Genomic DNA, 26,572 nt, shown 5'->3' with positions numbered 1-26,572 from the left:
AAGTCTCAATAACCTGTCGGGATGCGGGTGTGCCAATCGGTATGCTGCTGATATTGGTGGGCGATATTCAGCAAGTGGGCTTCACTGAAATAAGGCCCGAGCAGCTGCATGCCGATCGGCAGGCCGTTGGTAAAACCGGCTGGCAGGGCTATGCCCGGTACGCCGGCCAGGTTGGCGGTGATGGTATAGATATCCGTCAGGTACAGGCTCACCGGGTCGTCGATTTTTTCACCGATGCGGAAGGCTGGTGTCGGCGAGGTCGGGCAAAGAATCACGTCGACCTGCTCATAGGCGGCCATAAAGTCATTCTTGATCAATCGGCGGATTTTCTGCGCCTGCAGGTAATAGGCGTCATAGTAACCGGCCGAGAGTGCGTAGGCACCAACCATGATGCGTCGCTTGACCTCGGCACCGAAGCCTTCGGCCCGCGAACGCTTGTACAGATCGGTCAGATCGGCCGGATCTTCGCAGCGGTAGCCGAAACGCACGCCATCAAAACGGGACAGGTTGGAGGAAGCCTCCGCCGGGGCAATGACGTAATAGGCCGGAATGGCCAGTTCGGCATTTGGCAGACTGATTTCCTGCACCTCGGCACCGAGGGCACGGAATTGCTGGCAGGCGGCTTCAATCGCCGCTGCGGTCGCACTATCCAGGCCACTGGCGAAATATTCTTTCGGCAAGCCTATGCGTAGGCCCTTGATCGACCCGTTCAGGCCGCTCGTATAGTCATCCACCGGATGGTCAACGCTGGTTGAGTCCTGCGGATCAAAACCGGCCATGCTTTGCAGCAACAGAGCGCAATCTTCAGCGCTGCGTGCCATCGGGCCACCCTGATCCAGGCTGGAGGCGTAGGCAATCATGCCCCAGCGCGATATCCGGCCATAGGTTGGTTTGAGTCCGGTCAGGGCAGTAAAACCGGCCGGTTGACGAATCGAGCCACCCGTATCGGTACCGGTAGCCGCGGCGCAGAGGCGAGCGGCTACCGCCGCCGCCGAGCCCCCGGAGGAGCCGCCGGGGACATGCTCGGCATTCCATGGGTTACATACCGGGCCATAGAAGCTCGACTCGGTGGACGAGCCCATGGCGAATTCGTCCATATTGGTCTTGCCCAGAGTGACAGCACCGGCGGCATTGAAGCGCGCGGTGACTGTGGACTCGTAGGGGGCAACGAAATTGTCGAGCATTTTCGAACCGCAACTGGTGCGCACGCCTTGTGTGCAGAAGACGTCCTTGTGCGCCAGTGGAATACCGGTCAGTGCGGTGGCGTCACCGGCGGCAAGGCGTGCATCTGCTGCTTTCGCCTGCTCTCGTGCCAGCTCAGGCGTTACCGTGATAAAGCTGTTCAGTTGGCTGTCGTGTTGCTCAATACGTTGCAAGTAATGCTCAGTCAGCTCGACGCTGGAAATCGCTTTGCTGTGCAGGGCCCGGGATAGTTCGGCCAGGGTTTTCTCATGCATGGGAAGAATCTCGTCGCGGCGGGTTTATTCAATCACCTTGGGTACCAGGTAGAGCCCGGATTCGGTCGCCGGTGCAATCTGCTGGTAGGTGTCGCGCTGGTTTTTCTCGGTTACCTCATCAGCCCGCAGGCGCTGGGTGGTTTCCAGCGGGTGTGCCAGCGGCTCGATGCCTGTGGTATCAACGGCCTGCATCTTGTCGATCAGGTCGAGGATGCTTGACAGCTTGGCCGTCGTGGCCGGTACATCCTCATCGCTCAGGGCGATACGCGCCAGGTGGGCGATCTTTTCCACCTCGTTGCGGTCTAAGGCCATGTGTTGTTCTCCATGCAGCCGGACCATCTCCGGCAGTAATAGGCTGATGTCGACTTGATCAGCCCCGATATTGGCGTAAATATGGACAAGGGCGCGAATTTACCACATCCACGCCTTGCCCAAAAACCCCGCCATTGTTAGAGTTGCGACACTTCCGGAAGTACCGATCAGTGCCCTGCGTGCTTATGTTGTCCGGTCAGTAACGGCCTTGTGCAATCACCTGAACCCTTGGTGAGTCAATGTTACTGCCCGTTGCCTGCAGGTAGTTTATCCGTGCTTCTTCATTATTACGACCAACCCACGCGTTCTCTCGGGGTATATTCAGCGCATGTTCAAAAAAATTCGTGGCATGTTTTCCAGTGATCTGTCGATTGACCTGGGTACCGCCAACACTCTTATTTACGTTCGTGACCGCGGTATCGTGCTTGATGAGCCGTCCGTCGTCGCTATCCGCAGCCATGGCAACCAGAAAAGTGTGGTTGCCGTGGGCACCGAGGCCAAGCGCATGCTGGGCCGTACACCGGGTAACATTCAGGCTATTCGGCCTATGAAGGATGGCGTGATTGCCGACTTCAGTGTGTGCGAAAAGATGTTGCAGTACTTTATCAACAAGGTCCATGAAAACAGCTTTATCCAGCCCAGCCCGCGCGTGCTGATTTGCGTGCCATGCAAATCCACCCAGGTTGAACGTCGTGCCATCCGTGAATCGGCGCTGGGCGCCGGGGCGCGTGAGGTCTTCCTGATCGAAGAGCCTATGGCAGCCGCTATCGGGGCTGGCCTGCCGGTTGAAGAAGCACGCGGCTCCATGGTCGTGGATATCGGTGGCGGGACCACGGAAATCGCGCTGATCTCTCTGAATGGTGTGGTTTACGCTGAATCAGTGCGGGTCGGTGGTGACCGTTTTGACGAAGCCATCGTGACCTATGTGCGACGTAATTACGGCAGCCTTATTGGTGAGTCCACTGCCGAACGAATCAAGCAGGAAATTGGCGTTGCCTTCCCGGGGGGTGAAACTCTGGAGGTTGATGTGCGTGGCCGCAATCTGGCTGAAGGGGTGCCGCGCAGCTTTACCCTGAATTCCAATGAAGTACTGGAAGCCCTGCAGGAATCATTGGCGACCATAGTGCAAGCGGTCAAAAGCGCGTTGGAACAGTCTCCCCCAGAACTGGCTTCGGATATCGCCGAACGCGGCCTTATTCTGACCGGCGGCGGTGCATTGCTGCGGGATCTGGACAAGCTGCTCAGCCAGGAGACCGGCTTGCCGGTTATCGTCGCTGAAGAGCCGTTGACCTGCGTTGCTCGTGGTGGTGGCAAGGCGCTGGAAATGATGGATCAGCACAGCATGGATCTGCTGTCGACCGAATAGGTTGACAGTCGACGGCGGCAGCCTCTGCAAACTGTCGGGTGGCCAGGCCGGGATGCAGGGTTGTATTTCCGGCTACTGTCCTGAATTTGCCTGGCCGCAGGGCGGACACCAGTCAAAGGAGCCTTGAGCATCAAACCGTTATTCATCAAGGGCCCGTCGCTGGGCATACGTCTGTTTGTTCTGACGGTGCTGTCACTGGTGCTGATGGTGGTGGATGCGCGCTTTGCTGCCTTGCAGCCCGTGCGAGCGCAACTGGGACTGTTGTTGTCACCCATGTATTACGTGGCTGATCTGCCGGCCCGTGGCTGGGCGGGTATCAGCCAGCTGACCGCCAGCCGCTCAGACCTGATCGCGGAAAACCAGCGGCTGCACTCCGAAGCCTTGCTTGCCCAGCGTCAGTTGCAGAAGCTGGCGGCGCTGACTGAACAGAATGTGCGTCTGCGCGAACTGCTCAATTCCGCTTCACTGGTCGATGAGCGTGTGCTGGTTGCCGAGTTGATCGGTGTCGACCCCAACCCCTTCAATCAACGCGTTATGCTCAACAAGGGTGAGCGTGACGGGGCCTTTCTCGGTCAGCCGGTACTGGATGCCACCGGTCTTATGGGGCAAGTGGTCGAGGTGATGCCCTACACGTCGCGGGTATTGTTGATCACCGATGCCTCCCACAGCCTGCCGGTTCAGGTCAATCGCAATGGCCTGCGCGCCATTGCCAATGGCACGGGCAGCAATGAGTGGCTGGAGCTGCGCTATGTCGGTGATACCGCGGATGTCCGCATCAACGATCTGGTGGTCAGTTCAGGGCTGGGGCAGCGGTTTCCGGCCGGTTATCCGGTGGGCCGGGTAATCAGTGTGGAGCGTGACCCGGGGCAGCCGTTTGCCGAGGTGCGCATCGCGCCCAGCGCACAATTGAGTCGCAGTCGTTACCTGCTGCTGGTGTTCAGCCCGGACAGTGGCTATGGCGAACATCTGGAGGTGGACGATGCGCAGTAGTCTGGTCATTGCCACCAGTATTTTGCTGGCCCTGTTGCTCAGTATCATGCCGATGCCTTCGAGTATTGAGGCCGCAAGACCATTATGGCTGGCCATGGTGCTGGCCTACTGGGTCATGGCATTGCCGCATCGGGTAGGTTTGCTGACAGCCTGGGTCAGCGGACTGGCAACGGATGTGCTCTATGGTGACCTGTTCGGTCAGCATGCACTGGTCATGACTCTGGTGGCCTGGTTGGTCCTGGTTTTGCATCAGCGCATTCGTCGTTTTCCCTTGTGGCAGCAGAGTCTGGTGATGTTGCCGGTGCTGGGCACCGCGCAAATGCTGTTGTTGTGGCTGAACAGTCTGACCGGCAATCGACCGCCTTTGTTGCTGTTTTTGCTGCCGGCTCTGGTCAGTGCCTTCTTCTGGCCCTGGGTAGTGGCGTTGCTGGCAGCGGTGCGGAGACGTTTCCATGTCTACTGAGGCGCTGGTGTATCTTGCCTCTGCGTCACCGCGGCGCCGTGAACTGCTGGCCCAGATCGGCGTACCCTGTATCCAGGCCGCCACTGATATTGACGAGCGGGTATTGCCGGGTGAGCTGGCGGCCGACTATGTGCAGCGCATCGCCAGAGCCAAGGTGCTGGCCGGAGTGAAGTCTGCTCCCCCTGATGCTGTCGTACTGGCGGCGGATACGGTTGTAGTGGTGGATGAGCAGATCCTCGGCAAGCCGGCTGATGCCGGTGATGGCGCGCGGATGCTTGGACTGCTCGCGGCACGCAGTCACCAGGTCATGACTGCCGTCAGTGTGGCGCGGGGTACGCAACTGAACGACAGTCTGGTCAGCACCCGGGTCAGTTTTCGCACCATAACAGCCCGTGAAATGGCAGCCTACTGGCAAACCGGAGAACCGCAGGACAAAGCCGGAGGCTATGCGATTCAAGGGTTGGGCGCTGTTTTTGTCACGGGTATCGAGGGTAGTTACAGCGCCGTTGTCGGCTTGCCGCTGCGGGAAACTGCCGACCTTCTGGCACACTTTGGGGTATCCTGCTGGCAGTCTGTTTGATTGACCTTCTGTAAACTTCGATGGATTGCCAATGAGTGAAGAAATTCTGATCAACGTCACCCCGATGGAGACCCGCGTCGCACTGGTCGAAAACGGCGTACTGCAGGAAGTCCACATCGAGCGCACCTTGCGTCGGGGTATTGTTGGCAACATATACAAGGGCAAGGTAGTACGGGTATTGCCCGGCATGCAGGCGGCGTTTGTCGACATTGGCCTGGAACGGGCGGCTTTTATTCATGCTTCGGAGATTTCCCAGCGTGAGGGGTCGTCGGTTGAGCCCATCAGTGCGCTGGTGCATGAGGGGCAGTCCATCGTGGTTCAGGTGACCAAGGATCCGATCGGCACCAAGGGCGCCCGCCTGACCACGCACCTGTCGGTTCCTTCGCGTTATCTGGTCTATATGCCGAGCACAGCGCATGTCGGCATTTCGCTGAAGATTGAAGACGAGGCCGAGCGCGAGCGATTGAAACAGATCGTGGCCAACAACCTTGAGCAGACCCGACAAGAAGAGAAAGGCGGTTTTATTCTGCGCACCGCAGCCGAGGCCGCGCGTGAAGAAGATATCGTTCTGGATATCCGCTACCTGCAACGCTTGTGGGAGCAGGTATCCGAGCAGCTTGGCAAGGCACCGGCTGCTTCAATTATCTATGAAGACCTGCCACTGGCAGTGCGCACCCTGCGTGATCTGGATAACAACCGGATTGAAAAAGTCCGTATCGACTCCCGTGAAACCTTCCAGAAGGTCGAGCAGTTTGTGCAGGAACTGATGCCCGGGGCTGAAAGCAAGCTTGAGCATTATCCGGGTGAGCGACCGATTTTTGATCTCTACGGTGTCGAGGATGAGATTCAGAAAGCGCTGGAACGTCGGGTTATGCTCAAGTCGGGCGGTCATCTGGTGATTGATCAGACTGAAGCCATGACTACCATCGATGTCAATACCGGTGCTTTTGTCGGTCATCGCAACCTGGAAGAAACCATCTTCAAGACCAATCTGGAAGCGTCCACTGCGATTGCCCGCCAACTGCGTCTGCGCAACCTGGGCGGCATCATCATCATCGACTTTATCGATATGGAAGATGAAGAGCATCAGCGGCAGGTGTTGCGTACTCTGGATAAGCAACTGGAGCGCGATCACGCGAAGACCAATATTATCGGTATTACCGAGCTTGGCCTGGTGCAGATGACCCGCAAACGCACGCGGGAGAGTCTCGAACAGGTGCTTTGCGAGCCTTGCCCGAGCTGCCAGGGTCGCGGTATTCAAAAGACCCCCGAATCAATCTGCTTCGAGATTTTTCGCGAAATTCTGCGTGAGGCGCGTGCCTATCAGGCTGACGAGTACATGGTGCTGGCTTCGCAATCCGTCATTGACCGATTGCTGGACGAGGAGTCCGGCAATGTCGCTGACCTCGAGCTCTTTATCGAGCGCCCGATCAAGTTTCAGGTGGAAACCATGTACACCCAGGAACAGTACGACGTGGTGCTGATGTGAACGGGCGCTGATTCTCATGGCCTGGGCACGCTGGACCCGCCGCTTGCTGGATGTGCTGATCCTGTTATTGGCCGGCTGGCTGATTCTGGCCGCCGCCTATGTCAGTCTCGGCCGCTTGCTGGTGCCCGCGGTTGCTGACTATCAGCCGCAAGTGATCAGTTGGTTCGAGCAGGCAACAGGGCGAGCCATCAGTCTGCAACAGATGCAGGGTGAAATGCAGGGAAGTCAGCCAGTGCTCAAACTGCAGGGACTGCGCGTGCATGCGAATGCTGACCCTGACAGCCCTGTGCTCTTTGCCCTCGACCGGGTCAATGCGCGGCTCGATGTGTTTGCCAGCCTGTGGCAGCAGCGTCCGGTGATGGATGCCTTGCAGATTGACGGGCTGGCTTTCGAGCTGCTTGAAGACGCCACAGGGGTTTGGCGCCTGAAAGGAATCAGCGAGGATGCACGGGTTCTGATGGCACTGCAGGATATAGCCGAGCTACTGCTCAGTCAGCGAAGAATCACCCTGCTCGATAGTCAGATTCGCATTTCTCCCTACCAGCTGCCCAGTTGGGCCTTCAGCAGCGGCGATCTGACCCTGCGCAATCAGTCCGGCCATTCGCGACTGGATGCCAGGGTTGTGCTGCCTGATGGTGAGGTTGCGCAGACCCGGATCCAGGGTGAGTTGCTGCCGAATGATTGGCGCAGCTCGCGGTTTGAGGGATATTTGCTCATGCCGACTGCACAGTGGCGTCATCGTCTGCCGCAGAACTGGGTTGAGCAAACCGGCTTGAGTAGTCTGGACCTGGGTGGGCAGCTTTGGCTGGCGTGGCAGGCGGGTGAGTTGCAGGATGCTCGGGCTGAGCTCAGTGTACCGCGCATAGTGCGCAGAGATACCGTGATCGAAGACCTTCAGGTACAGCTGGGTTATCAGCATTTCAGCATGCATGATCAATTGGCGTTGCGTTTGCAACGAGCGCGGCTGCAAGACCAGCAGCTGCCGGTGATGGACTTGCACATCGAACGCAACCGGGATCAAGGTAATTGGCGTGCCCGGCTCAATCAGCTGATGTTGGAGCCCGTGTCCGGGCTGATCCTGGACCTGTTGCCGGAACAGCGGCTGCATGAGGTACTCTCAACCCTGTCTCCGCAAGGTCGTCTAGGTGATATTCAGATCAGTGGCGAACGCGACTGGCGTGACTGGCGAACCTGGCAGGTGGGCGCGCGGTTGCAACAGGTTGCGGTGAATGCCTGGGAGGGCGTGCCGGGCTTTGACGGGGTCAGCGGGGTCCTTCAGGGCACGCCTGAGCAAGGGCAGTTGCAGCTGGATATGGCTGACTGGTCGATAGATTTGCCACGACTCTTTGCCGAACCATTTGCCTACCAGAGACTGCGCGCAGATGTTTTCTGGAATTGGCAGCCCGAGCAAGGTTTCACACTGGATGTCCCGGGAGCGGCCATTGGCGGGGAAGAGGGCGACATGGCCGTAACCCTGGCGCTGGACTTGCCGCTGGAGTGGGCCGAAACACCACCGACCATGGATCTGCGTGCCAGTATAGAAGATAGTCAGGCATCCTATTACGCGCGCTATCTGCCCACGCGCTCACCTGCTTTCAATCCTGCAGTTTCTGACTGGCTCGCCGCCACCGATGTCAGTGGCGACATTCCTCGGGCTGTTTTTTCCTACACTGGCAGCCTGCTGGAGGATGCCGACGGTCGAGAGATAGGTCTGTACGTCGACTTGCAGTCCGCTGACCTGTTGTTCCAGCCCGGCTGGCCACGCCTGGAGGCGGTGGATGCCGGCATTTGGCTGGAAGATGGTCGGGTGTTCATTGAGCGGGCCGAGGCGCGCTTGTGGCAGACCCGGCTTACTGAGTTGGTGCTGCAATCGCGTCGTCCGGAACAGCTGACCACTCACCTGGATATAACGGGCAAGATGGACGGGCCGCTGGAGGATGCTTTGCGCCTGTTGCAGGAAAGCCCATTGCGCAAGCTGGCAGGGGACCCGGTCGCTGGCTGGCAGGCAAACGGGACGCTGAGTGGCGACTTGCAGCTGGGGATTCCCTTGCAGCGCGGCACCCCGCCAGAAGTCGATGCGCGCTGGCAAGTCGATGCCGAGCAACTGCGAATGCCGCAACTGGATCTATTGTTCCGGCAGCTGGCTGGTAATTTCCACTATCAGGACAATGCCGGACTGACCGTCGACAACCTGCAAGCGCGCGTATTGGGGCAGCAGATACGTGGTGATATCCGTCAGCATGCTGGCAACCCGCGCATTCAACTGCGCGGCCAGCACCGGATTGACCAATTGCGCCAATGGAAACTACTGGAACCTCTCCCCCCGGGCTTGCTGAGCGGGATGTTGGGCTGGCAAGCCCGCATCGACCTGTTGCCCAATGAGCAGCGTATTCAATTGCAATCGGATTTGCAGGGGCTGGCACTTGAACTGCCGCAACCTTTGGGGCTGGCTGCCGAGCAGAGCATGCCTGCGGAGCTGCAGTTGAGCCTGCAGGGTGATCAGCAGCGGTGGCGTCTGAGTGTTGGCGATGACTGGCGCGGAATAGTGCACCGGGATGGTGAGTCATTGGCTGCAGACCTGCGGTATCGCCGGGGGCAGGCGGTAACTCCGATCTGGCCGGGTATCAGCCTGACTGCCAGTTTTCCGCGGCTGGATGTCGCCGAGTGGCAACAGTGGCAGGCGCAGCGAGAAGGTGAACAGCTGACCCCGGCGGCACTCTTGCAGGATGGTTTGCTCAGGCGTCTGAGCCTGGATGTCGAGGATTTCAATGCGTTTGGCTGGGAACTGACAGATCTTGCGCTAAGCGCTGCGCACAGCGATGACGGCTGGGTAATGGATATCGATCAGCAGGATGTCCGTGGTCTGGTCAGTTTGCCCGCCAATCCGTCCGAGCCGCGGGTGGTCGAGTTACAGCGCTTGCGCTTGCCCAGGCCTGCTACGGCAGAACCACCGTCCGGCAGTGGTCTGATCGAACCTGTGCTGCCGGTAGACCCGCTACTGGAAGTTGATCCACGCAACTTGCCGGCGGTCAATGTGGGTATCGATCAGTTGTTCTGGGGCACTGAAGCGGTCGGCAGTGTCCGTTTCTTCCTGCGCCCGCAGGCTGAAGGCACCCGGGTACAGGGGCTGGACGCGGATCTGCGTGGGCTGCAATTGCAAGGTACGCTGGACTGGCAAGCCGAGCCGCAACGCACCCAGTTCCGCGGCCAGCTGGATACCGATGATATTGGTGACGTGTTGGTGGCCTGGAATTATGCGCCGACGCTCACCAGCGAAGCGTTTCATACCGACCTGGACTTGCAATGGCCTGGTTCGCCGGCATTTTTTGCCTTTACCCGGAGTAGTGGCGGCCTGAGCCTTGAGGCCAGCCAGGGCATGCTGCAGAGTGGTGAGGGTAGCGCTGATGCACTGCGCGTGTTTGGTTTGTTGAACTTCACTGCGCTGACCCGTCGTTTGCGTCTGGATTTTTCAGACATCTTTGGTCGAGGCACGGCCTATGACTCACTCAAGGGCGAGCTGGATATCCATGATGGCGTCATGCAGACTCGCAGCCCGCTGATACTGGATGGACCAAGCGCACGCCTGCAATTGGATGGTAAGCTGGATTTGCCATCCGATCAGATCGACATGGGTTTGCTGGTGACTTTACCGATCACCAACAATTTGCCGCTGGCTGCCCTGTTGGCCGGTGCACCACAAATTGGCGGGGTGCTGTTTCTTGCAGACCGCATTCTGGGCGACCGTATCGCGCGCTTTGCCTCGGTCAAGTATCGGCTCAGTGGTGACTGGCAGCAGCCAAGCGTTGAGTTCGACCGGGCTTTCGACAATGAAGCGGCGTTGGAGGAATAAACATGCAGACATCCCTTGCAGCCATACAGATGATCAGCAGCGAAAACGTGCTCGACAATCTTGCGCAGGCCGCACGGCTGATTGCAGAAGCGGCCGAACAGGGTGCCGAGCTGGTGCTGCTGCCCGAGTGCTTTGCTGCTTTTGGCAATCGCAGCCTGGTCGCCATTGCACAGGCCGAGTTGTCTCCAGAGCGGCCGATTCGTCGTTTTCTTGCCGATCAGGCGCGTCAGCATGGCGTCTGGCTGGTGGCTGGCAGCATCCCCTTGCCGCGGACAGATGATGGCAAGGCCATGTCCTGCTGTCTGGTGGTTGATGATCAGGGAAGCGAGGTCGCCCGCTACGACAAACTGCACTTGTTCGATGTGCAGGTAGCTGACAATCATGGCAGCTATCAGGAGTCAAAGGATTATGGTTACGGCAGTCAGGTGGTATGCATAGACAGCCCGGTGGGCCGCCTTGGCCTGTCGATCTGTTATGACCTGCGCTTTCCTGATCTGTATCAGGCGCTGCGTCTGGCTGGAGCCGATGTGATCACGGTGCCGTCAGCATTTACTGCGGTTACTGGTGCCGCGCACTGGGAGGTGTTGCTGCGCGCGCGGGCGATTGAAACCCAGTGTTACCTGCTGGCTGCCAATCAGGGTGGACGCCATGCCAATGGCCGTGAGACCTTTGGACACAGTTGCCTGATTGACCCCTGGGGCAGCGTGATTGCCGACTTGCCGAGCGGCGAAGGCGTAATCGTGGGCCAGCTGAATCACCAGCATTTACATCAGGTGCGGGCAAAGATGCCGATAATTGCGCACCGCCGTTTTCCACCGGTCGGCCAGCCTCGACCGGTCAACCCGGATCGCAGTTGAGCTGTCTCCGGTCCAAGGAGTACCGATTGATGAGTAATACTCTGTCGCATGTCGAACAGCGCCTGCTGCAACCCGCTGAGCTGAGTCCGGACAGCATTGCCAGTGTTCTCGGCCACCTGGTCGCCGCCCCCGGTGTGGACGCAGCCGATCTGTATTTTCAGCACCAGATCAGCGAATCCTGGGTACTGGAAGACGGTATCGTCAAGGATGGCAGTTTCAATGTCGATCAGGGCGTCGGCGTGCGCGCCCAGTCCGGGGAAAAAACCGGTTTTGCCTACAGCAACGATATTCGCTTGCCAGCGCTGAGTCAGGCGGCTGGCGCGGCACGCTCGATTGCCCGTGCCGGCCAGGCCGGCAGTGTCTGCGCCTGGCGGCGCAGTGATGCCAGCGCGCTCTATTTGCCGGACAACCCGCTGGAGGTCATGAATCAGGCCGACAAGGTAGCTTTTCTGCAGCGGCTGGACACCTACACCCGTAGCCTGGATACCCGCATTACCCAGGTCAGCATCAGTCTCGGCGGGGTGCATGACACGATAATGATTGCTGCCAGTGACGGTACCTGGGCGGGCGATATACGTCCGCTGGTGCGTCTCAATGTCAGTGTGATCATGGAGCACAATGGTCGCCGTGAGCGTGGCAGTTTTGGTGGCGGCGGGCGTACCGATTACCGCTATTTCGATACCGAAGAGCGCGCCATGGGCTATGCCCGTGAAGCCGTCCGCCAGGCCAGCGTCAACCTCGAAGCCATTGCTGCACCAGCCGGCAGTATGCCGGTGGTCATGGGGTCCGGCTGGTCGGGTGTGCTGCTGCACGAAGCCGTCGGCCACGGCCTGGAAGGTGATTTCAACCGCAAGGGCAGTTCGGCTTTCAGTGGCCGGGTTGGCGAGCAGGTTGCTTCGTCGCTGTGTACTATCGTCGATGACGGCACTCTGCCGGGGCGGCGGGGCTCTCTCAGTCTGGACGATGAAGGCAATCAGACCGAGTGCACCACGTTGATCGAAAACGGTATTCTCAAGGGCTATATGCAGGACAAATTGAATGCCCGCCTGATGGGCGTCGCGGCCACTGGCAATGGTCGCCGTGAGTCCTATGCCCATCTGCCGATGCCGCGTATGACCAATACCTATATGCGCGCCGGCGAGAGTGACCCGGAAGAGATCATTCGCTCGGTTAAAAAAGGCATTTACTGTGCCAATCTTGGCGGTGGACAGGTAGACATCACCAGCGGCAAGTTCGTGTTTTCCACCAGCGAAGCCTATCTGATCGAAGATGGCAAAATCACCGCGCCGGTCAAAGGCGCCACCCTGATTGGCAACGGCCCGGAGGTGATGAACCGCGTGTCCATGGTCGGCAACGATCTGGCGCTGGACAGCGGTGTGGGCACCTGCGGCAAGGATGGCCAGTCAGTACCGGTCGGGGTGGGCCAGCCGACGCTCAAGATTGACCAGATCACCGTGGGTGGCACCGGCTGATACCTCTGCCTGGCTCGGTTGGGTGGCGGCTTTGCAGCGCTGCTCGTCCGGCCAAATGAGGCCCGGCCAATAGGTTATACTGCGGGCACATTTTTTCTGGAATTCGCCCCATGGCGCTGCAAGCTACCCCGTACAAAATCAATCTGAACCTCACCGACACCGATCGCGGGGTCTATGAAAATGTGCGCCTGACGGTGGCCCGGCACCCGTCGGAAACCGAACAGCGCATGACTGTGCGCATTCTTGCACTGGCGCTCTGGTATGAAGAGCGGCTGGCCTTTGGTCGCGGCCTGTCGGATGTGGATGAGCCGGCGCTGTGGTTGAAAAGTCTGGATGATCGCGTACTGCACTGGATCGAGGTTGGCCAACCGGATGCCGAGCGCCTGACTTGGTGTTCGCGGCGCGCTGAGCGGGTTTCTCTGCTGGCCTATGGCAACAATCAGGTCTGGGCCGGAAAACTGCTACCCGCGGTGGCCGGCTTGAAAAACCTGTCGATTGCGCAGGTCGAGCCGCTGGCACTGGCAGCACTGGCCAAGGATTTACCCCGCAGTATCGACTGGGGCTTGATGATCAGTGACGGCGTGCTATACGTCAGCGACGCTGACCAGCAACACGAGATCAGCCTGGATTGGCTGCAGGGGCAGCGTTGATTGACCATGCAGATTGAAACCCGCTCGCTACCGTCGCAATTGCCTGATCTGGGTGAATTGCCGCCATTGTTGACACGTTTATATGCTGCCCGTGGTGTGCAGAGCCCCAGTGAGCTGGACAAACGCCTGCAGGCACTGCTGCCCTTTACCCTGTTCAAAGGGATGGACGCTGCCGTGCAGGTGCTCGCAGCAGCGATCAGGCAGGGCCAGTCGATCCTGATTGTGGGAGATTTCGATGCCGATGGCGCCACTGCCAGTAGCGTTGCGGTACTGGCGCTGCGTGCGCTGGGCGCGGCGCGGGTCGAGTATCTGGTGCCTAACCGGTTTGAATTCGGTTATGGCCTGACGCCGGAGATTGTCGCCGTTGCCGAGCGTTACCATCCCGATGTGCTGGTCACCGTGGATAACGGTATTTCCAGTATCGAGGGTGTGGCCGCTGCCAAGGCAGCCGGCTTGCAGGTGGTGGTGACCGACCACCATTTGCCGGCCGAGCAGTTGCCGGCGGCAGATGCCATCGTCAACCCGAATCAGCCCGGATGCGACTTTCCCAGCAAGGGGATTGCCGGCGTCGGGGTGATTTTCTATGTCATGCTGGCCCTGCGTACGCATTTGCGCGAACAGGGGCACTTTGCGCCGGGCGCCGAACCGAATCTGGGTGAGTTGCTCGACCTGGTCGCCTTGGGCACGGTAGCCGATGTGGTGCCGCTGGATGCGAACAACCGCATTCTGGTGCATCAGGGGCTGGCCCGTATCCGTGCTGGTCGTTGCCGCCCGGGTATTGCCGCGCTGCTGGAAGTGGCCGGTCGCAATGCCGAACGGCTGACCAGCAGTGACCTGGGTTTTATCCTTGGGCCGCGGCTGAACGCGGCCGGGCGGCTGGATGACATGAGCCTGGGGATAGAATGCCTGCTCAGTGACAGTCTGGCTGATGCCCGCGGTATGGCTGGCGAACTGGACGGGCTGAATCGCGAGCGCAAGCGGATCGAGCGCGAGATGCAGCAACAGGCGGAAAAGACCCTGGCAGCCATGGAACTGAATGCCGCCAAAATGCCGTATGGGCTTTGTCTGTTTGATCCTGATTGGCATCAGGGGGTGATCGGTATTCTCGCCTCGCGGTTGAAAGAGCGTTATCACCGCCCGGTAATCGCTTTTGCCGATGCCGGTAATGGAGACATCAAGGGCTCGGCACGTTCGGTCAACGGTTTGCATATCCGCGACGCACTGGATGCCGTTGCGGCGCATCATCCGGGTCTGATCAGCAAATTTGGCGGTCACGCCATGGCCGCCGGACTCTCACTGCCTCAGGCTAATCTGGCCGCATTCAAGCGCGCCTTTGATCAGGAGGTGCGTCGCCAGCTGAGCGCGGATGACCTGACGGGCCGTTTGTTGACTGATGGTGAGTTGGCCCCGGATGAGTTTCGCCTCGAGCTGGCCAGCCAGTTGCAGCTGGCTGGCCCCTGGGGGCAGCACTTTCCCGAGCCCGGCTTTCATGGCGAGTTTGAATTGATCCAGCAGCGGCTGGTCGGCGAGCGCCATCTGAAGATGTTGCTGCGTTTGCCCGGACAGGAGCGCTTGCTGGATGCCATTGCCTTCAATATTGATCTTGATGTCTGGCCGAATGAGCGCATTCAGCGCGTGCGTGTCGCTTTCAGTCTGGACGTCAACGAATTTCGCGGTCGGCGCAGCCTGCAACTTCTGGCGCGTCATCTGCAACCGCTCTGAATCAGTCAGCTTGAGCTTGCCAGCCATGCTGGCTAAAGGCTATCGTAGCCCAGTTGGTTTAGTGCTTGCCGCAGGCTTGCATCACCCAAGCGGGTGATTGAGGTGCCGGCAGGCTTTGGGTCTTATGGATGCCACAATAATTCTTACATATCCGTAACAGGTGACCAGCGCTGATGTCCCGCCAGACATGGAAGCAGGACCAGGGGAGCGAGGAAGTGCCTGATTTGAAACAGCGCCTGGAAGAAATCCAGGCCAGCTTGGGGTTGTCGAGCAGCGATTTGTGCCAGCGCTTGCAGTTGCTGCAGCTGGACGCCGCTGACTTGCAGGTTTTTGAATGCCATTTGCCTTTGATTGACCGCTTGCAGCAAGCCTGCATGGATGCCCTGTTGACGCACCTGGCTCCTTTCGAACGGTTGAACGGGGTGCTCAATCGTGTGGAGCAGCAAAATGGCCTGAAACAGCAGCAGCTGCGTTATTTTGGTCAGCTGGTGCGTGGCCCTTTCGATATGCAATACGCCCGCCTGCGGGTTCTGTATGGCATCCAGCATGAACGCAACGGCGTTGACCTCAAGTGGTATCTGGGGGCTTATCATTTTTACCTCGATTACATGCATGAAGCGCTGAATGCGCACTTTTCCGATCAGCCGACGCTGGCCCGACAACTGTATCGGAGCCTGCGTCGCGCAGTGTTTTTTGATATGTCATTGGCGGTAGATACCTACTCCGCTGCAAGTCGAATGGCGCTGGAGGACAGCGAGGCACGTTATCAGCGGGCGGTACAGGGCGCGAATGACGGTCTTTGGGAATGGCATGTGGATGATGACCGGCTGACAGTATCGCCACGCTGGCAGGACATGCTGGGGCTGGACGCCGCCACCGTTCCGCGCACCCTGGATGCCTGGGCTGCGCGTATGCCCGAGGCTCAGCAGCAGAGCTTTCTGGCGGCGGTGACTGCTCACCTGGAAGGTCGTCAGGCGTTCCTGCACCTGGAATGCCAGATCCGTGACCGCTGGGGCCAGTTGATCTGGGTATTGATTCGCGGCCTGGTCTCGCGGGACCAGCATGGCGAACGTTTGCTGGCAGGCTCCCAAACCGATATCAGTCAGCGCAAGCAGGCCGAGCGCGAGTTGATGCACGCCACCTTGCATGATCCCTTGACCGGTTTGCCCAACCGCGAACGCATGAATGAGTTGTTGTTACAGGCCTTGCAGCGCCAGGCCAAACCCGGGGCGCGGTATGCAGCGGTATTGTTCATTGACCTGGATCGTTTCAAGCTGATCAATGACAGCCTGGGCCATCAGGTCGGTGATCAGGTGCTGGTGCAGGTCGCCACGCGGATCGAGCGCTGCCTGCGCCCGGGCGATCATCTGTGCCGCTTTGGTGGTGACGAGTTTGTCGTGCTGCTGGATGACATGGCGCATGCCGAAGATGCCGAACGGGTGGCCCAGCGTATCATGCATGGTATGCAATACCCCCTGATTGCCAGCGGCAACCGTCTGAATATCAGTGCCAGCATCGGTGTTGCACCGCTGAACGGACATGATGCCGAGCAGGATGCCCTGCGTGAAGCGGATCTGGCGCTTTATCGCGCCAAGGCCTATGGCAAATCACAGTTGGCATTGTTCAATGCCAGCCTGCAGCAGGAAGTGCACCAACGCCTGAAACTGGAAACCGCGCTGGGTGATGCCCTGGGCAAGGGTGAGTTCGAGTTGTTCTATCAGCCGATTGTTGAAGTGGGAGCGGGTCGCTCGCGCGTGGTCGGAGTTGAGGCTTTGCTGCGCTGGTGGCAGGGCGAAAAGATGATCGGGCCGGATGAGTTTATTCCGATCCTGGAAGAAACCGGCGATATCGTCAAAGTCGGTGACTGGGTGCTGCAGCAGGCCTGCGCCCAGGTGCGGGAGTGGCAAGAGCACGGTTTGCCGGGGCTGCGTTGTTCGGTAAATCTGTCCAGTCGCCAGTTGCTGGAAAAGAATTTTGCCGGGCGGGTAGCCGAGGTATTGGCCGCCACGGGTTTGCCGCCGAAGAGTCTGGTGCTGGAAATTACCGAAAGCCTGCTGATGCAGGACGGCCCGGAAACCCTGGCGACCATGCGTGAGCTGGAAAGCACGGGTGTGCGCATCGCGCTGGATGACTTTGGTACCGGGTTTTCCTCGCTGGGCTATCTGCACCGTTATCCGTTGCACATCATCAAGATCGACAAGAGTTTTATCAGCCAGGCGCCGGACGACGAGCGACTAAAGGCGATCAGTCGAGCAGTCATCGGCCTGGGCAAGGGCTTGTCGATGGATGTGATTGCCGAGGGTATTGAAACCTCCGAACAGATGGATTTTCTCAGTGGTGAAGGCTGCAATCTGGTGCAAGGTTACTGGTTCAGCAGACCGCAATCGGCCAGTGATCTCAAACCCTTGCTGCTCAGCCTGAGTCAAGCCGGGCCACATAGTGGTGTGGCTCCCAGCCCTATCAGCGTAACAACTGTGGGTCGCCCCGACCCTCTACGCTAGCCAGTTCTTCGGCGCTCAGCCAATCGCTTGCCGTGCCTCCACTGAGTTCGGCAGCGGCAACCAGGGCGTGCGCCCAGGTGCATTTGTTGGTAAACAACATGCCCGGTTCATCCAGGGTGCCGCCACGGTTGATATACCCCAGTACCCGGCAGCGACGGGTGTCACCCAATAATTCAGTCAGATGTCCGCGCAAGACTTCCGGGCGCATATGCGTGAGCGCCACCCGTTGCTGGTTCGCCGGAAAGAGCGCTTCGCGGGTAGCGGTGCTGACCGTGTATTCGGCTTCCCAGTGATCGCGCGGTGCGCGGAAGCGCCCGGGTTCCTGCAGGTAGATCAATTGCCAGCTTCGTCCATGTTCGCGCAGGCGCTCGGCCGCGCGCAGGGCCTCGCCCAGTTGATAGGCACCATTGGCAATCAATTGTATCGGTTCACCCTGTGCCGCAAAGCTGTCCAGCAGCAAGGCACCGTCGGCTGCCAGTTGCTCGGCCTGCTGAGGGCTCAGTAGAGTGGGGCGGTCGCGCTTGGGAATCACCAGGCAGCTGATCACGCCGCGTGTCTGATAGACCCCGGGCAGAATCGCCAGGGTACTGTTGTAATCGGCGGGCATGATCACGCGCATGCCGTCATTCATTTCCCCCAGCAGTGCTTCGCAAAAGGTGGTGTCCTGATGGGATTGTTCGTTCTTGCCGTTTTCCCAGGTATGCGAGGTGGCAATGACCGGAAAGCCGAGCCAGCCGGCAGGGCGGCCGACCTCTTTCTGGTGGCGGGCAAAGATCAGTTCCTGGCGGATGGCGCCGAGCATTTTCGGGCAGAAGGCTTCATAGCTGGCGACCAGGTTGAGGCCGCTCTTGTTGGCCAGACAGGCAGACACCACGGCCTCTTCATTGAGCGCGGTAATCACTCGACCATGGATATCCTCATTGGCATTTTCCGGGTCGCTGACCCGGTGCTTGAGGGCAGCAAGCACCCCGGCCAGTTTGTTGCTGGCCAGTTCATCGGGGTTGCCGACGCGAGCCCGCAGGTCGGGATTGGCGGCGACCAGTTCGGTAAAAAAGCCATCCACCGCGAGCATGGGTGACTGGGTTTGCTGGCTCCAGTTCAGTGTTGGTAGATGAGGTGCCGCAGGTAGGCGCTGCGCCAGAGCATGGTCGCGTTCCAGCGGGCGCTGCTGTGCCTGGTGAGTGCCTAGTGCAGCACACGCTGCCTGCAGGTCGTCAGGCGCCACCCAGAGCTTGCCGGCATGCTGGTTGAACAGCTCGCGGGCGGCGGCATCGGATTGCGGATTGGCCGGCAAAGGCAGGTTGTGTGCGGCATTTTCGCCAGCGCCGTAAAAGCCGAAACCCTTGACCGTTTCGGCAATCCCGTAGGGGACAGGTAGCGGGTAGTTGAGCAGACCTCGGCGGTATTCATCGACCCGGTGGCCCAGGCGCAATTCCATTTCCAGCAAGGTGCAGACAAAGGCAGCCGGGTCGCGGCCGTCAAAGCGGATCGGGTCGAAGCCGCAGGCTTTGAGGTGTTCGGCAAAGGCCGCCACGCCTTGTTGGGTGCCCAGTTCGGTGCGTTGTTCGATGCGGCGGCCGTTGGCAATCATGATCGGGAGGGCAACCCCGCAGTCGTCAGCGCGCCACCAGCGCGGAATCCAGTCGCTGCCGCGCTGCTCTTCAGCAGCACCGTCAGACAGAAAGGCCACCAGGCTTTCACCGGGCAGCGGCATGTGGGCATATTGCAGTTCGGCAAAGCCGAGGTAGCCACCTTCAATGACGCCGCCAGCGGTATGCGGATTGACGTGGCTACCGAGTGGCGCCGCCGGGTTGCCATCGGGTTGCTGGGCGTAGCCATAGAAATCCTGCAGCAGGCGGTCCAGGCCGCCATCGCCCTGGTATCGCTCCGCCTGCTCTGGATGCAGGTTGCCGGTCAGTACATTGATGGCATCAATGGCCGCAACGCAGTGTCCCTGGCCCATCAGCCAGCTTCGGGTCTGGCCAGTCAGACTGTTGATTGCCAGATAGGCGGCATAGCCCGGCACCATGTTCAGCGCGCCACCGGTGTGGCCTTCAGGGCGTGATTTGAAGTCTTCGGCGGTCAGGGCGCTACCATCGGTGCGTAACCGTTTGGCATAAGTCATATGCACAACCAGCCAGAGCCCCGCGCTGGTCAGCAGGTCAAGCGCGCGCATCTGGCGGTAGACACTGGCCAGATCGGGCTGCTTGCCACCTTCTACCAGATGGTGGGCCAGGCGGTAGACTGCTGCCTGGGTCTCGGCACTGTGGCTGATCACTCCGTGCCCGGCGCGCCAGTTGGCAAAGTCTGCTTGTTGGTCGGCATGTTGGTCGAGAGTGGTCATATCGGGCAACAGTTGGCTCACAGGCATTTCTCCGCGCAATTCAGGGTTGCGTCTAGAATAGTACACGGCAGTCTGTGTACGACTGATATGAGTCAAATGCTGCCAATGACGATAACAACAAGGGGTTATACCCCAGCAAACTGTGAGGATGTGCCATGCAACGCTGGATCCTGATCTTTGTCGCCGGCTTTCTTGCCGTGCTGTGCTTTCATCAAACGGTCGCCGGGCTGCTCTATGTGCTGGGGATTTTCCCCTCCGCACCCTATTCGATGGCGCCGACCCAGCCGCTGGGGGTGCCATCGGTGCTGTCGTCCAGTTTCTGGGGCGGGCTCTGGGCGTTGGTGATGTTTCTGGCGCTGGACCGGTTGTCGGCGCGTCACCGCTGGCTGAAAGCCCTGTTGTTCGGTGGTCTGGCGCTGACGCTGGTGGCCATCGTCGTGGTCTTCCCGCTCAAGGGCTACAGCCTGCCGTTGGCACGCATCCCCGTGGTGTTTGCGCTCGGATTTATTGTCAATGCTGCCTGGGGCGTGGGCACTTTGTTGCTGGCCAGGCTGTTGGGTGTCAAGGGCGCTCAGCTCTGAGGATCGGGATGATCAGCCGGTGCACTTGAGGCCTGATTTCCGCTACAATGGCGGCTTTTTCCCGACTGGAACTTGTCGCCATGGAAATCAATCCGATTCAGAATACCATCAAAGACCTGCGCACCCGCTCTGACTCGATCAGGGGGTATCTTTGACTACGATCACAAACTTGATCGTCTGACCGAAGTCGAGCGCGAACTGGAAGACCCGAGCGTCTGGAACGAACCGGAACGGGCGCAAAATCTGGGCCGCGAGCGGGCGCAACTGGCGCAGATCGTGGAAACCCTGGATGACATGGCCAGCGGCCTTGCAGATGCCAGCGAGCTGCTGGAAATGGCTGCCGAAGAAGAAGACAGCGGCGCTGTGGCCGATATTGAAAGTGAATTGGCCCGGCTGGGTGCTTTATTGAGCAAGCTCGAATTCCGCCGTATGTTCAGCGGCGAAATGGATGCCAATAATTGTTACCTGGATATTCAGGCCGGCTCTGGCGGCACCGAAGCGCAGGACTGGGCCAATATGCTGCTGCGCATGTATTTACGTTGGGCGGACAAGCAGGGTTTTGATACTGAGATCGTCGAACTGTCCGAAGGTGATGTCGCCGGTATCAAAAGCGCCACGCTGTATGTTCGCGGCGAATATGCCTTTGGCTGGCTGCGCACTGAAATTGGCGTGCACCGCCTGGTGCGGAAAAGTCCTTTCGATTCCGGCAATCGCCGGCATACCTCGTTTTCCGCAGTTTTTGCCGCGCCGGAAATTGATGACGACATCGAGATCGATATCAACCCGTCGGATCTGCGCATTGATACCTATCGCTCGTCCGGGGCTGGTGGTCAGCATGTAAACACCACGGACTCGGCGGTGCGAATCACCCACGTGCCGAGCAATGTGGTGGTGTCCTGCCAGAACCAGCGTTCGCAGCATGCGAACAAGGATCAGGCGATGAAGATGCTGCGGGCCAAGCTGTTCGAGTTGGAAATGCAGAAGCGCAATGCTGCGGCCCAGGCCATGGAAGACACCAAGTCGGATATCGGCTGGGGTCACCAGATTCGCTCCTACGTACTTGACCAGTCGCGGATCAAGGATTTGCGCACCGGCATTGAGCGCAGCGATTGTGATCGCGTGCTGGATGGCGACCTGAATGAATATATCGAGGCCAGTCTGAAACAGGGACTTTAATCAGCCGTTGCCAATTGCCGTTTTACCCAGGAAGACCCGAGATGACCGATCAGCAGCACGACCAGCAAGCCCAGCATGACGAAGAGAACAACCTGATTGCCCTGCGCAAGGAAAAACTGGCCGCCGAGCGAGCCAGGGGTGGCGTCTTCCCGAACCATTTCCGCCGTGACAGCTATTGCCAGGATTTGCAGCAGCAATATGCCGAGCACAGCAAGGAAGCCCTGGCCGAGACCCCCACGGAAGTTCGGGTTGCGGGGCGGATCATGCTCAATCGTGGCGCCTTTATGGTGATTCAGGACATGACGGGCCGCCTGCAGGTCTACGTCAACCGCAAGACACTGGATGCCGATACCCTGGCAGCGATCAAGACCTGGGATCTGGGCGACATTATCGCAGTGCGCGGTAATCTGGCGCGTTCCGGCAAGGGTGACCTCTATGTGGATATGGCCGAAGTCAGCCTGCTGACCAAGTCCCTGCGCCCTTTGCCGGACAAGCACCATGGCCTGACCGATACCGAACAGCGTTACCGCCAGCGTTATGTCGATCTGATCGTCAATGAGGATACCCGGCGTACCTTCCAGATCCGTTCACGGGTGATCAGCTATATCCGACAGTTCCTGCTCGAGCGCAACTTCCTCGAGGTGGAAACGCCGATGCTGCAGACCATCCCCGGTGGCGCCGCGGCCAAGCCCTTTGAAACCCACCACAATGCGCTGGATATCGACATGTTCCTGCGCATCGCGCCCGAGCTCTATCTCAAGCGTCTGGTAGTGGGTGGTTTCGAGCGGGTGTTCGAGATCAACCGCAACTTCCGTAATGAAGGCGTATCCACCCGGCACAACCCCGAGTTCACCATGCTCGAGTTCTACCAGGCCTATGCCGACTACGAAGACAACATGGACCTGACGGAAGAGCTGCTGCGTGGTCTGGCCACTCAGGTGCTCGGCACCACCGACGTACCCTACCAGGGCAAGGTGTTCCATTTCGGCGAGCCCTTTGCGCGCTTGTCGGTATTTGATGCCATTCTCAAGTACAACCCGGAGATCACCGCCGATGACCTGAACGACCTGGAGCGCGCCCGCGCCATCGCGAAAAAGGCTGGCGCTGCGATCAAGGGTTATGAAGGGCTGGGCAAGTTGCAGACGATGATTTTCGAGGAGCTGGTCGAGCATCAGCTGGAGCAGCCGACCTTTATCACTCGCTATCCCTTTGAAGTCTCGCCGCTGGCACGTCGCAGTGATGATGACCCCAGCGTGACCGACCGTTTCGAGCTGTTTATCGGTGGTCGCGAGATTGCCAATGCCTACTCGGAGCTGAATGACGCCGAGGATCAGGCGCAGCGCTTTATGGCTCAGGTTGAGGAAAAGGATGCCGGTGACGATGAGGCCATGCACTATGATGCCGACTTTGTCCGCGCGCTGGAGTATGGCATGCCACCCACCGCCGGTGAGGGTATCGGGATTGACCGGCTGGTGATGCTGTTGACCGATTCGCCATCTATTCGCGACGTTATTCTGTTCCCGCACATGCGACCAGAGCACGATTGATTAAGCTGCACTCATCGAGGTTAAAAGCTATGACCGATTCCGCGCCGGAAGGCTACAATACCAAGCAAGTGGTTGCCTTGACCGCTATCGTCACCATTATCTGTACGGTGCTGGCCATGCACTTCTATGGTTTTCTCAATCACGTCAGCCCTGCTGATGGTCTGACTGTGCAGGAGTTCCGACTGGTCACCAGTGGTGATGGCGATGTATTGCGCAGTTCGCCGTCGGATTTCGTCGCTGAATGCACGGATGGGCTGCTGGTCGTACATGGTGTGCGGCACAATTCTCTCTCCGGGGTGCTTCTGGATGATCGCGAGCGTCTTTTGCGCTGCGATCGCGAAGCAACCCTGCCACAAGCACCGCTGCCTGAATAAGCATGCCTGAACCTTCCGGAGCACTGCAGTCGGCTTGGCTCGAGCTGGTCGGTGACCAGTTCGAGCAACCATACATGCAGGCGCTGAAAGCTTTTCTGCGGGCTGAGAAGGCTGCCGGGAAGGTTATTTACCCGCCAGGCCCGCAGATTTTCAATGCGCTGAACAGTACCCGCCCTGACCAGGTGCGCGTGGTTATCCTCGGACAGGACCCTTACCATGGTCCCGGGCAAGCGCATGGGTTGAGTTTTTCGGTACCACCGGACGTACGCCCGCCACCATCGCTGCAGAACATTTTCAAAGAGTTGCGGCGAGACCTCAATTTACCGTTGCCTGATCACGGTTGCTTGCAGGCCTGGGCTGATCAGGGAGTGTTATTGCTCAATGCGGTGCTGACTGTCGAGCAGAGCAAAGCTGGAAGTCATGCCAAGCAAGGTTGGGAAACCTTTACCAGCTGCGTGGTTGAGCGACTGGCTGCGCAACAGAAAGGTCTGGTGTTCATGCTTTGGGGTAGCTACGCGCAGAAAAAAGCCGCACATATTGATCCGGCGCGGCACTGCCTGCTGAAGTCGGTCCACCCGTCACCACTATCGGCGCATCGAGGTTTTATCGGTTGCGGGCATTTTTCTGCGGCGAACCGGTACCTGCAGGCGCAGGGCAAATTGCCGATCGACTGGTCATTACCGGATTAGGTACTGGGCAGTGCCGGTTCAGAAACCGGCAAACTGCAGGTATGTTCCTGTAATCTCATCACCCCAGATCAAGGCAATCCAGCCGGCAATCGCCAGATACGGGCCGAAGGGCAGGGGGGTTGCGTTCGACTGGCCGCGACTTTTCAGAATGATGACGCCCAGAATCGCACCGACCAGTGAGGACAGCAAAATGGTCAGCGGCAGAATCTGCCAGCCACCCCAGGCCCCCAGCATTGCCAGCAGCTTGAAGTCACCATATCCCATACCTTCCTTGCCGGTAATCAACTTGAATACCCAGAACACACACCAGAGGGTCAGGTAGCCAGCCGCCGCGCCCCAGAGCGCACTTTGCATGTCGGTATACATGCCCGTCGAGTTCAGTAGCAAACCGAGCCAAAGCATCGGCAATACAATGATGTCGGGCAATAGCTGCGTATCGGCGTCAATCATGCTCACGCTGATCAGTGCCCAGGTCAGTAGCAGGAAGGCTGCCATTGGCCAGCCAAAACCGAATTGCCAGGCCACCAGCATCGACATGACCGCGGTTAACAGCTCAACCAGTGGGTAGCGCAAGCTTATCGGCGCCTTGCAGTTGGCGCAGCGCCCGCGTAACAGCAGATAACTGATGACGGGCAAATTCTGCCAGGCCTTGATTTCTGCCTGGCAGTGAGGGCAATGGGAGTGCGGCAACACCAGGTTGTACGTTGATTCAGCTGGCTGCTCTTTCTCGGGCTCCAGCATCTCCCGGCATTGATGCAGCCACTCGCGCTCGAGCATGCGCGGCAGACGATGGATCACCACATTGAGAAAGCTGCCGACAATCAGACCCAGCAAGCCAGTGAGCAAAATAAAGGCCAGCGCATGGCTGGCCAAATAGTCCAATATTTCCATTAAACGACATTACCCAGCTGGAAGATGGGCAGGTACATGGCGATAATCAAACCACCGACCAGCACACCCAGCACACACATGATCATGGGTTCCATCAAGGTGGTCAGATTGTCCACCTTGTTATCGACCTCGGCTTCGTAGTAATCAGCGACTTTTTCCAGCATGGTGTCCAATGCACCAGATTCTTCACCGATGCCCGCCATCTGGATCGCGATATTGGGGAACACACCAGTCGAACGCATGGAAAAGTTCAGCTGAGAACCGGCAGAAACGTCTTCTTTTATCTGCATAACAGCGTTATAGAAGACGACATTGCCTGCTGCACCAGCAACAGAATCCAGCGCTTCAACCAGTGGTACGCCAGCCGCAAAGGTAGTAGAGAGAGTGCGAGCATACCGGGCTACTGCCGCTTCATAAATAATCTTGCCGACAATGGGGGCCTTGAGCAAAGCACGGTCTTGCGCGTCACGAAATTTTTTCGATCGCAGGTTGAGTTGCGAATAAACGTAACCAATGGCAATAAAAGCGATCAAAATGATAAACCACCAACTCTGCAACCATTCTGATAACCCGATCACCATCAATGTGAAGGCAGGCAAGTCTGCACCGAAATTCGCGAACACATCCTTGAACTGGGGTACTACTTTCAACAACAGAATAGCCGTGACAATAATAGCTACCACAATTACAGCAATGGGGTAGGTCATGGCTTTTTTGATCTTGGCTTTCAGTGCCTCGGTCTTTTCCTTGTAAGTGGCAATACGATCCAGCAGGGATTCCAGGCGACCGGACTGCTCACCGGATTCAACCAGATTGCAGAACAGGTCATCAAAGTACTTGGGGTGCTTGCGCAAAGAGTCGGCCAGGGTGCTGCCCGCAGCAACATCGTTTTTGATCTCGTTGATCAGCTTGGTAAAATTCGGATTCTCCGAGCCTTCGGCAATGATGTCAAAAGCCTGGATAATGGGCACGCCCGACTCCATCATGGTCGAGAGCTGACGGGTGAAAAAGGCAATATCCAGGGGTTTGATCTTTTTGGCCCGGGAGCCAAAAAGCGTCGACTTTTTGTTGATTTTGGTGACCAGCACGCCTTGCTTGCGCAGTTGTGCCTTGATGAGTGCCGGGTTGGTTCCCTGGATTTCACCGGATACCTTGGTGCCTTTGCGGTCCTTGCCCTCCCATTTGAATGGGTAGACCTTTGCTTCCTTGGCTTTCTTTTTTGCCGCGGCAGGTTTTTTTATTGCTGCTTGTTGGGCCATGA

At 58.6% G+C, this 26,572-nt stretch carries 20 protein-coding genes and 1 pseudogene; 16 read left to right on the top strand and 5 right to left on the bottom strand.

The genetic code is table 11. From position 1 onward, the window contains the following. Nucleotides 1-5: 5 nt before the first annotated feature. Both gatA and gatC read right to left on the bottom strand, forming a co-directional pair. Nucleotides 6-1,457 (bottom strand): Asp-tRNA(Asn)/Glu-tRNA(Gln) amidotransferase subunit GatA, encoded by a 1,452-nt coding sequence (gene gatA / locus BLU07_RS11800; protein WP_092387186.1) that lies wholly within the window; start codon nucleotides 1,455-1,457, stop codon nucleotides 6-8. Nucleotides 1,458-1,481: 24 nt separating this feature from the next. Further along, nucleotides 1,482-1,769, bottom strand: a complete 288-nt coding sequence (gene gatC, locus BLU07_RS11795) for an Asp-tRNA(Asn)/Glu-tRNA(Gln) amidotransferase subunit GatC (RefSeq protein ID WP_092387184.1) — start codon at nucleotides 1,767-1,769, stop codon at nucleotides 1,482-1,484. Between the two features lie 328 nt (nucleotides 1,770-2,097). On the opposite strand from gatC, the gene mreB reads away from it, so the two are divergent. The 11 genes and pseudogenes from mreB (at nucleotide 2,098) to BLU07_RS11740 (ending at nucleotide 17,709) form a co-directional block, all read left to right on the top strand. Further along, nucleotides 2,098-3,135, top strand: a complete 1,038-nt coding sequence (mreB, locus tag BLU07_RS11790) for a rod shape-determining protein MreB (protein ID WP_092387182.1) — start codon at nucleotides 2,098-2,100, stop codon at nucleotides 3,133-3,135. A gap of 129 nt (nucleotides 3,136-3,264) precedes the next feature. Then, a pseudogene (mreC, locus tag BLU07_RS11785) lies at nucleotides 3,265-4,119 on the top strand (rod shape-determining protein MreC); the annotation flags it as partial. After that, complete coding sequence (gene mreD, locus BLU07_RS11780) at nucleotides 4,115-4,588, top strand: rod shape-determining protein MreD (RefSeq protein ID WP_092387180.1); 474 nt, start codon at nucleotides 4,115-4,117, stop codon at nucleotides 4,586-4,588. The pseudogene mreC and the gene mreD, both read left to right, overlap by 5 nt. Further along, nucleotides 4,578-5,168, top strand: a complete 591-nt coding sequence (locus BLU07_RS11775) for a Maf family protein (RefSeq protein WP_092387178.1) — start codon at nucleotides 4,578-4,580, stop codon at nucleotides 5,166-5,168. The genes mreD and BLU07_RS11775 overlap by 11 nt, the downstream gene beginning before the upstream one ends. A gap of 31 nt (nucleotides 5,169-5,199) precedes the next feature. Next, on the top strand, nucleotides 5,200-6,657 hold the full coding sequence (rng, locus tag BLU07_RS11770) for a ribonuclease G (RefSeq protein ID WP_092387176.1): 1,458 nt from the start codon (nucleotides 5,200-5,202) through the stop codon (nucleotides 6,655-6,657). A gap of 16 nt (nucleotides 6,658-6,673) precedes the next feature. After that, entirely contained in the window at nucleotides 6,674-10,507 is a 3,834-nt protein-coding gene (locus tag BLU07_RS11765; RefSeq protein WP_092387174.1) for a YhdP family protein, read from the top strand. Nucleotides 10,508-10,509: 2 nt separating this feature from the next. After that, entirely contained in the window at nucleotides 10,510-11,364 is an 855-nt protein-coding gene (locus BLU07_RS11760) for a carbon-nitrogen hydrolase family protein (RefSeq protein ID WP_092387172.1), read from the top strand. A 29-nt stretch (nucleotides 11,365-11,393) separates the two neighbouring features. Continuing rightward, nucleotides 11,394-12,836 carry a metalloprotease TldD gene (tldD, locus tag BLU07_RS11755; RefSeq protein WP_092387170.1) on the top strand — a complete coding sequence of 481 codons (1,443 nt, stop codon included), beginning with the start codon at nucleotides 11,394-11,396 and terminating at the stop codon, nucleotides 12,834-12,836. Between the two features lie 110 nt (nucleotides 12,837-12,946). Further along, a complete protein-coding gene (locus tag BLU07_RS11750) occupies nucleotides 12,947-13,486 on the top strand; it encodes a YaeQ family protein (RefSeq protein WP_092387168.1) in 540 nt (179 codons plus the stop codon). Nucleotides 13,487-13,492: 6 nt separating this feature from the next. Beyond that, nucleotides 13,493-15,208 (top strand): single-stranded-DNA-specific exonuclease RecJ, encoded by a 1,716-nt coding sequence (gene recJ, locus BLU07_RS11745; protein ID WP_092387166.1) that lies wholly within the window; start codon nucleotides 13,493-13,495, stop codon nucleotides 15,206-15,208. A 215-nt stretch (nucleotides 15,209-15,423) separates the two neighbouring features. Continuing rightward, nucleotides 15,424-17,709, top strand: a complete 2,286-nt coding sequence (locus tag BLU07_RS11740; protein ID WP_231701630.1) for a putative bifunctional diguanylate cyclase/phosphodiesterase — start codon at nucleotides 15,424-15,426, stop codon at nucleotides 17,707-17,709. On the opposite strand, the gene BLU07_RS11735 is transcribed toward BLU07_RS11740, so the two are convergent. After that, a complete protein-coding gene (locus tag BLU07_RS11735; RefSeq protein WP_092387162.1) occupies nucleotides 17,669-20,074 on the bottom strand; it encodes a phosphoketolase family protein in 2,406 nt (801 codons plus the stop codon). The genes BLU07_RS11740 and BLU07_RS11735 overlap by 41 nt on opposite strands. A 134-nt stretch (nucleotides 20,075-20,208) precedes the next feature. On the opposite strand from BLU07_RS11735, the gene BLU07_RS11730 reads away from it, so the two are divergent. The 5 genes from BLU07_RS11730 to ung all read left to right on the top strand — a co-directional run bounded on the left by BLU07_RS11730 (nucleotide 20,209) and on the right by ung (nucleotide 24,420). Continuing rightward, a complete protein-coding gene (locus BLU07_RS11730) occupies nucleotides 20,209-20,634 on the top strand; it encodes a hypothetical protein (protein ID WP_092387160.1) in 426 nt (141 codons plus the stop codon). Between the two features lie 80 nt (nucleotides 20,635-20,714). Continuing rightward, a protein-coding gene (gene prfB / locus BLU07_RS17610; protein ID WP_157719192.1) for a peptide chain release factor 2 occupies nucleotides 20,715-21,810 on the top strand; the annotation gives its coding sequence in 2 pieces (ribosomal slippage) (nucleotides 20,715-20,786 and nucleotides 20,788-21,810; 1,095 coding nt in all). A 41-nt stretch (nucleotides 21,811-21,851) separates the two neighbouring features. Beyond that, on the top strand, nucleotides 21,852-23,357 hold the full coding sequence (lysS, locus tag BLU07_RS11725) for a lysine--tRNA ligase (RefSeq protein WP_092387157.1): 1,506 nt from the start codon (nucleotides 21,852-21,854) through the stop codon (nucleotides 23,355-23,357). 29 nt (nucleotides 23,358-23,386) lie between these two features. Continuing rightward, nucleotides 23,387-23,731 (top strand): hypothetical protein, encoded by a 345-nt coding sequence (locus BLU07_RS11720; protein WP_092387155.1) that lies wholly within the window; start codon nucleotides 23,387-23,389, stop codon nucleotides 23,729-23,731. 2 nt (nucleotides 23,732-23,733) lie between these two features. Then, nucleotides 23,734-24,420, top strand: a complete 687-nt coding sequence (gene ung / locus BLU07_RS11715; RefSeq protein WP_092387153.1) for a uracil-DNA glycosylase — start codon at nucleotides 23,734-23,736, stop codon at nucleotides 24,418-24,420. 18 nt (nucleotides 24,421-24,438) lie between these two features. Here ung and BLU07_RS11710 read toward each other — a convergent pair whose 3' ends face one another. Together BLU07_RS11710 and BLU07_RS11705 are read right to left on the bottom strand one after the other, a co-directional pair. Continuing rightward, nucleotides 24,439-25,311 (bottom strand): prepilin peptidase, encoded by an 873-nt coding sequence (locus tag BLU07_RS11710; RefSeq protein ID WP_092387151.1) that lies wholly within the window; start codon nucleotides 25,309-25,311, stop codon nucleotides 24,439-24,441. Next, nucleotides 25,311-26,570, bottom strand: coding sequence for a type II secretion system F family protein (locus BLU07_RS11705; RefSeq protein ID WP_092387149.1), 1,260 nt, complete (start codon nucleotides 26,568-26,570; stop codon nucleotides 25,311-25,313). Before BLU07_RS11705 ends, BLU07_RS11710 begins: the two co-directional genes overlap by 1 nt. Between the last annotated feature and the right edge of the window lie 2 nt (nucleotides 26,571-26,572).

The organism is Halopseudomonas salegens (assembly GCF_900105655.1).
GTDB lineage: Bacteria > Pseudomonadota > Gammaproteobacteria > Pseudomonadales > Pseudomonadaceae > Halopseudomonas > Halopseudomonas salegens.
This window is presented reverse-complemented; position numbering and strand designations above follow the sequence as displayed.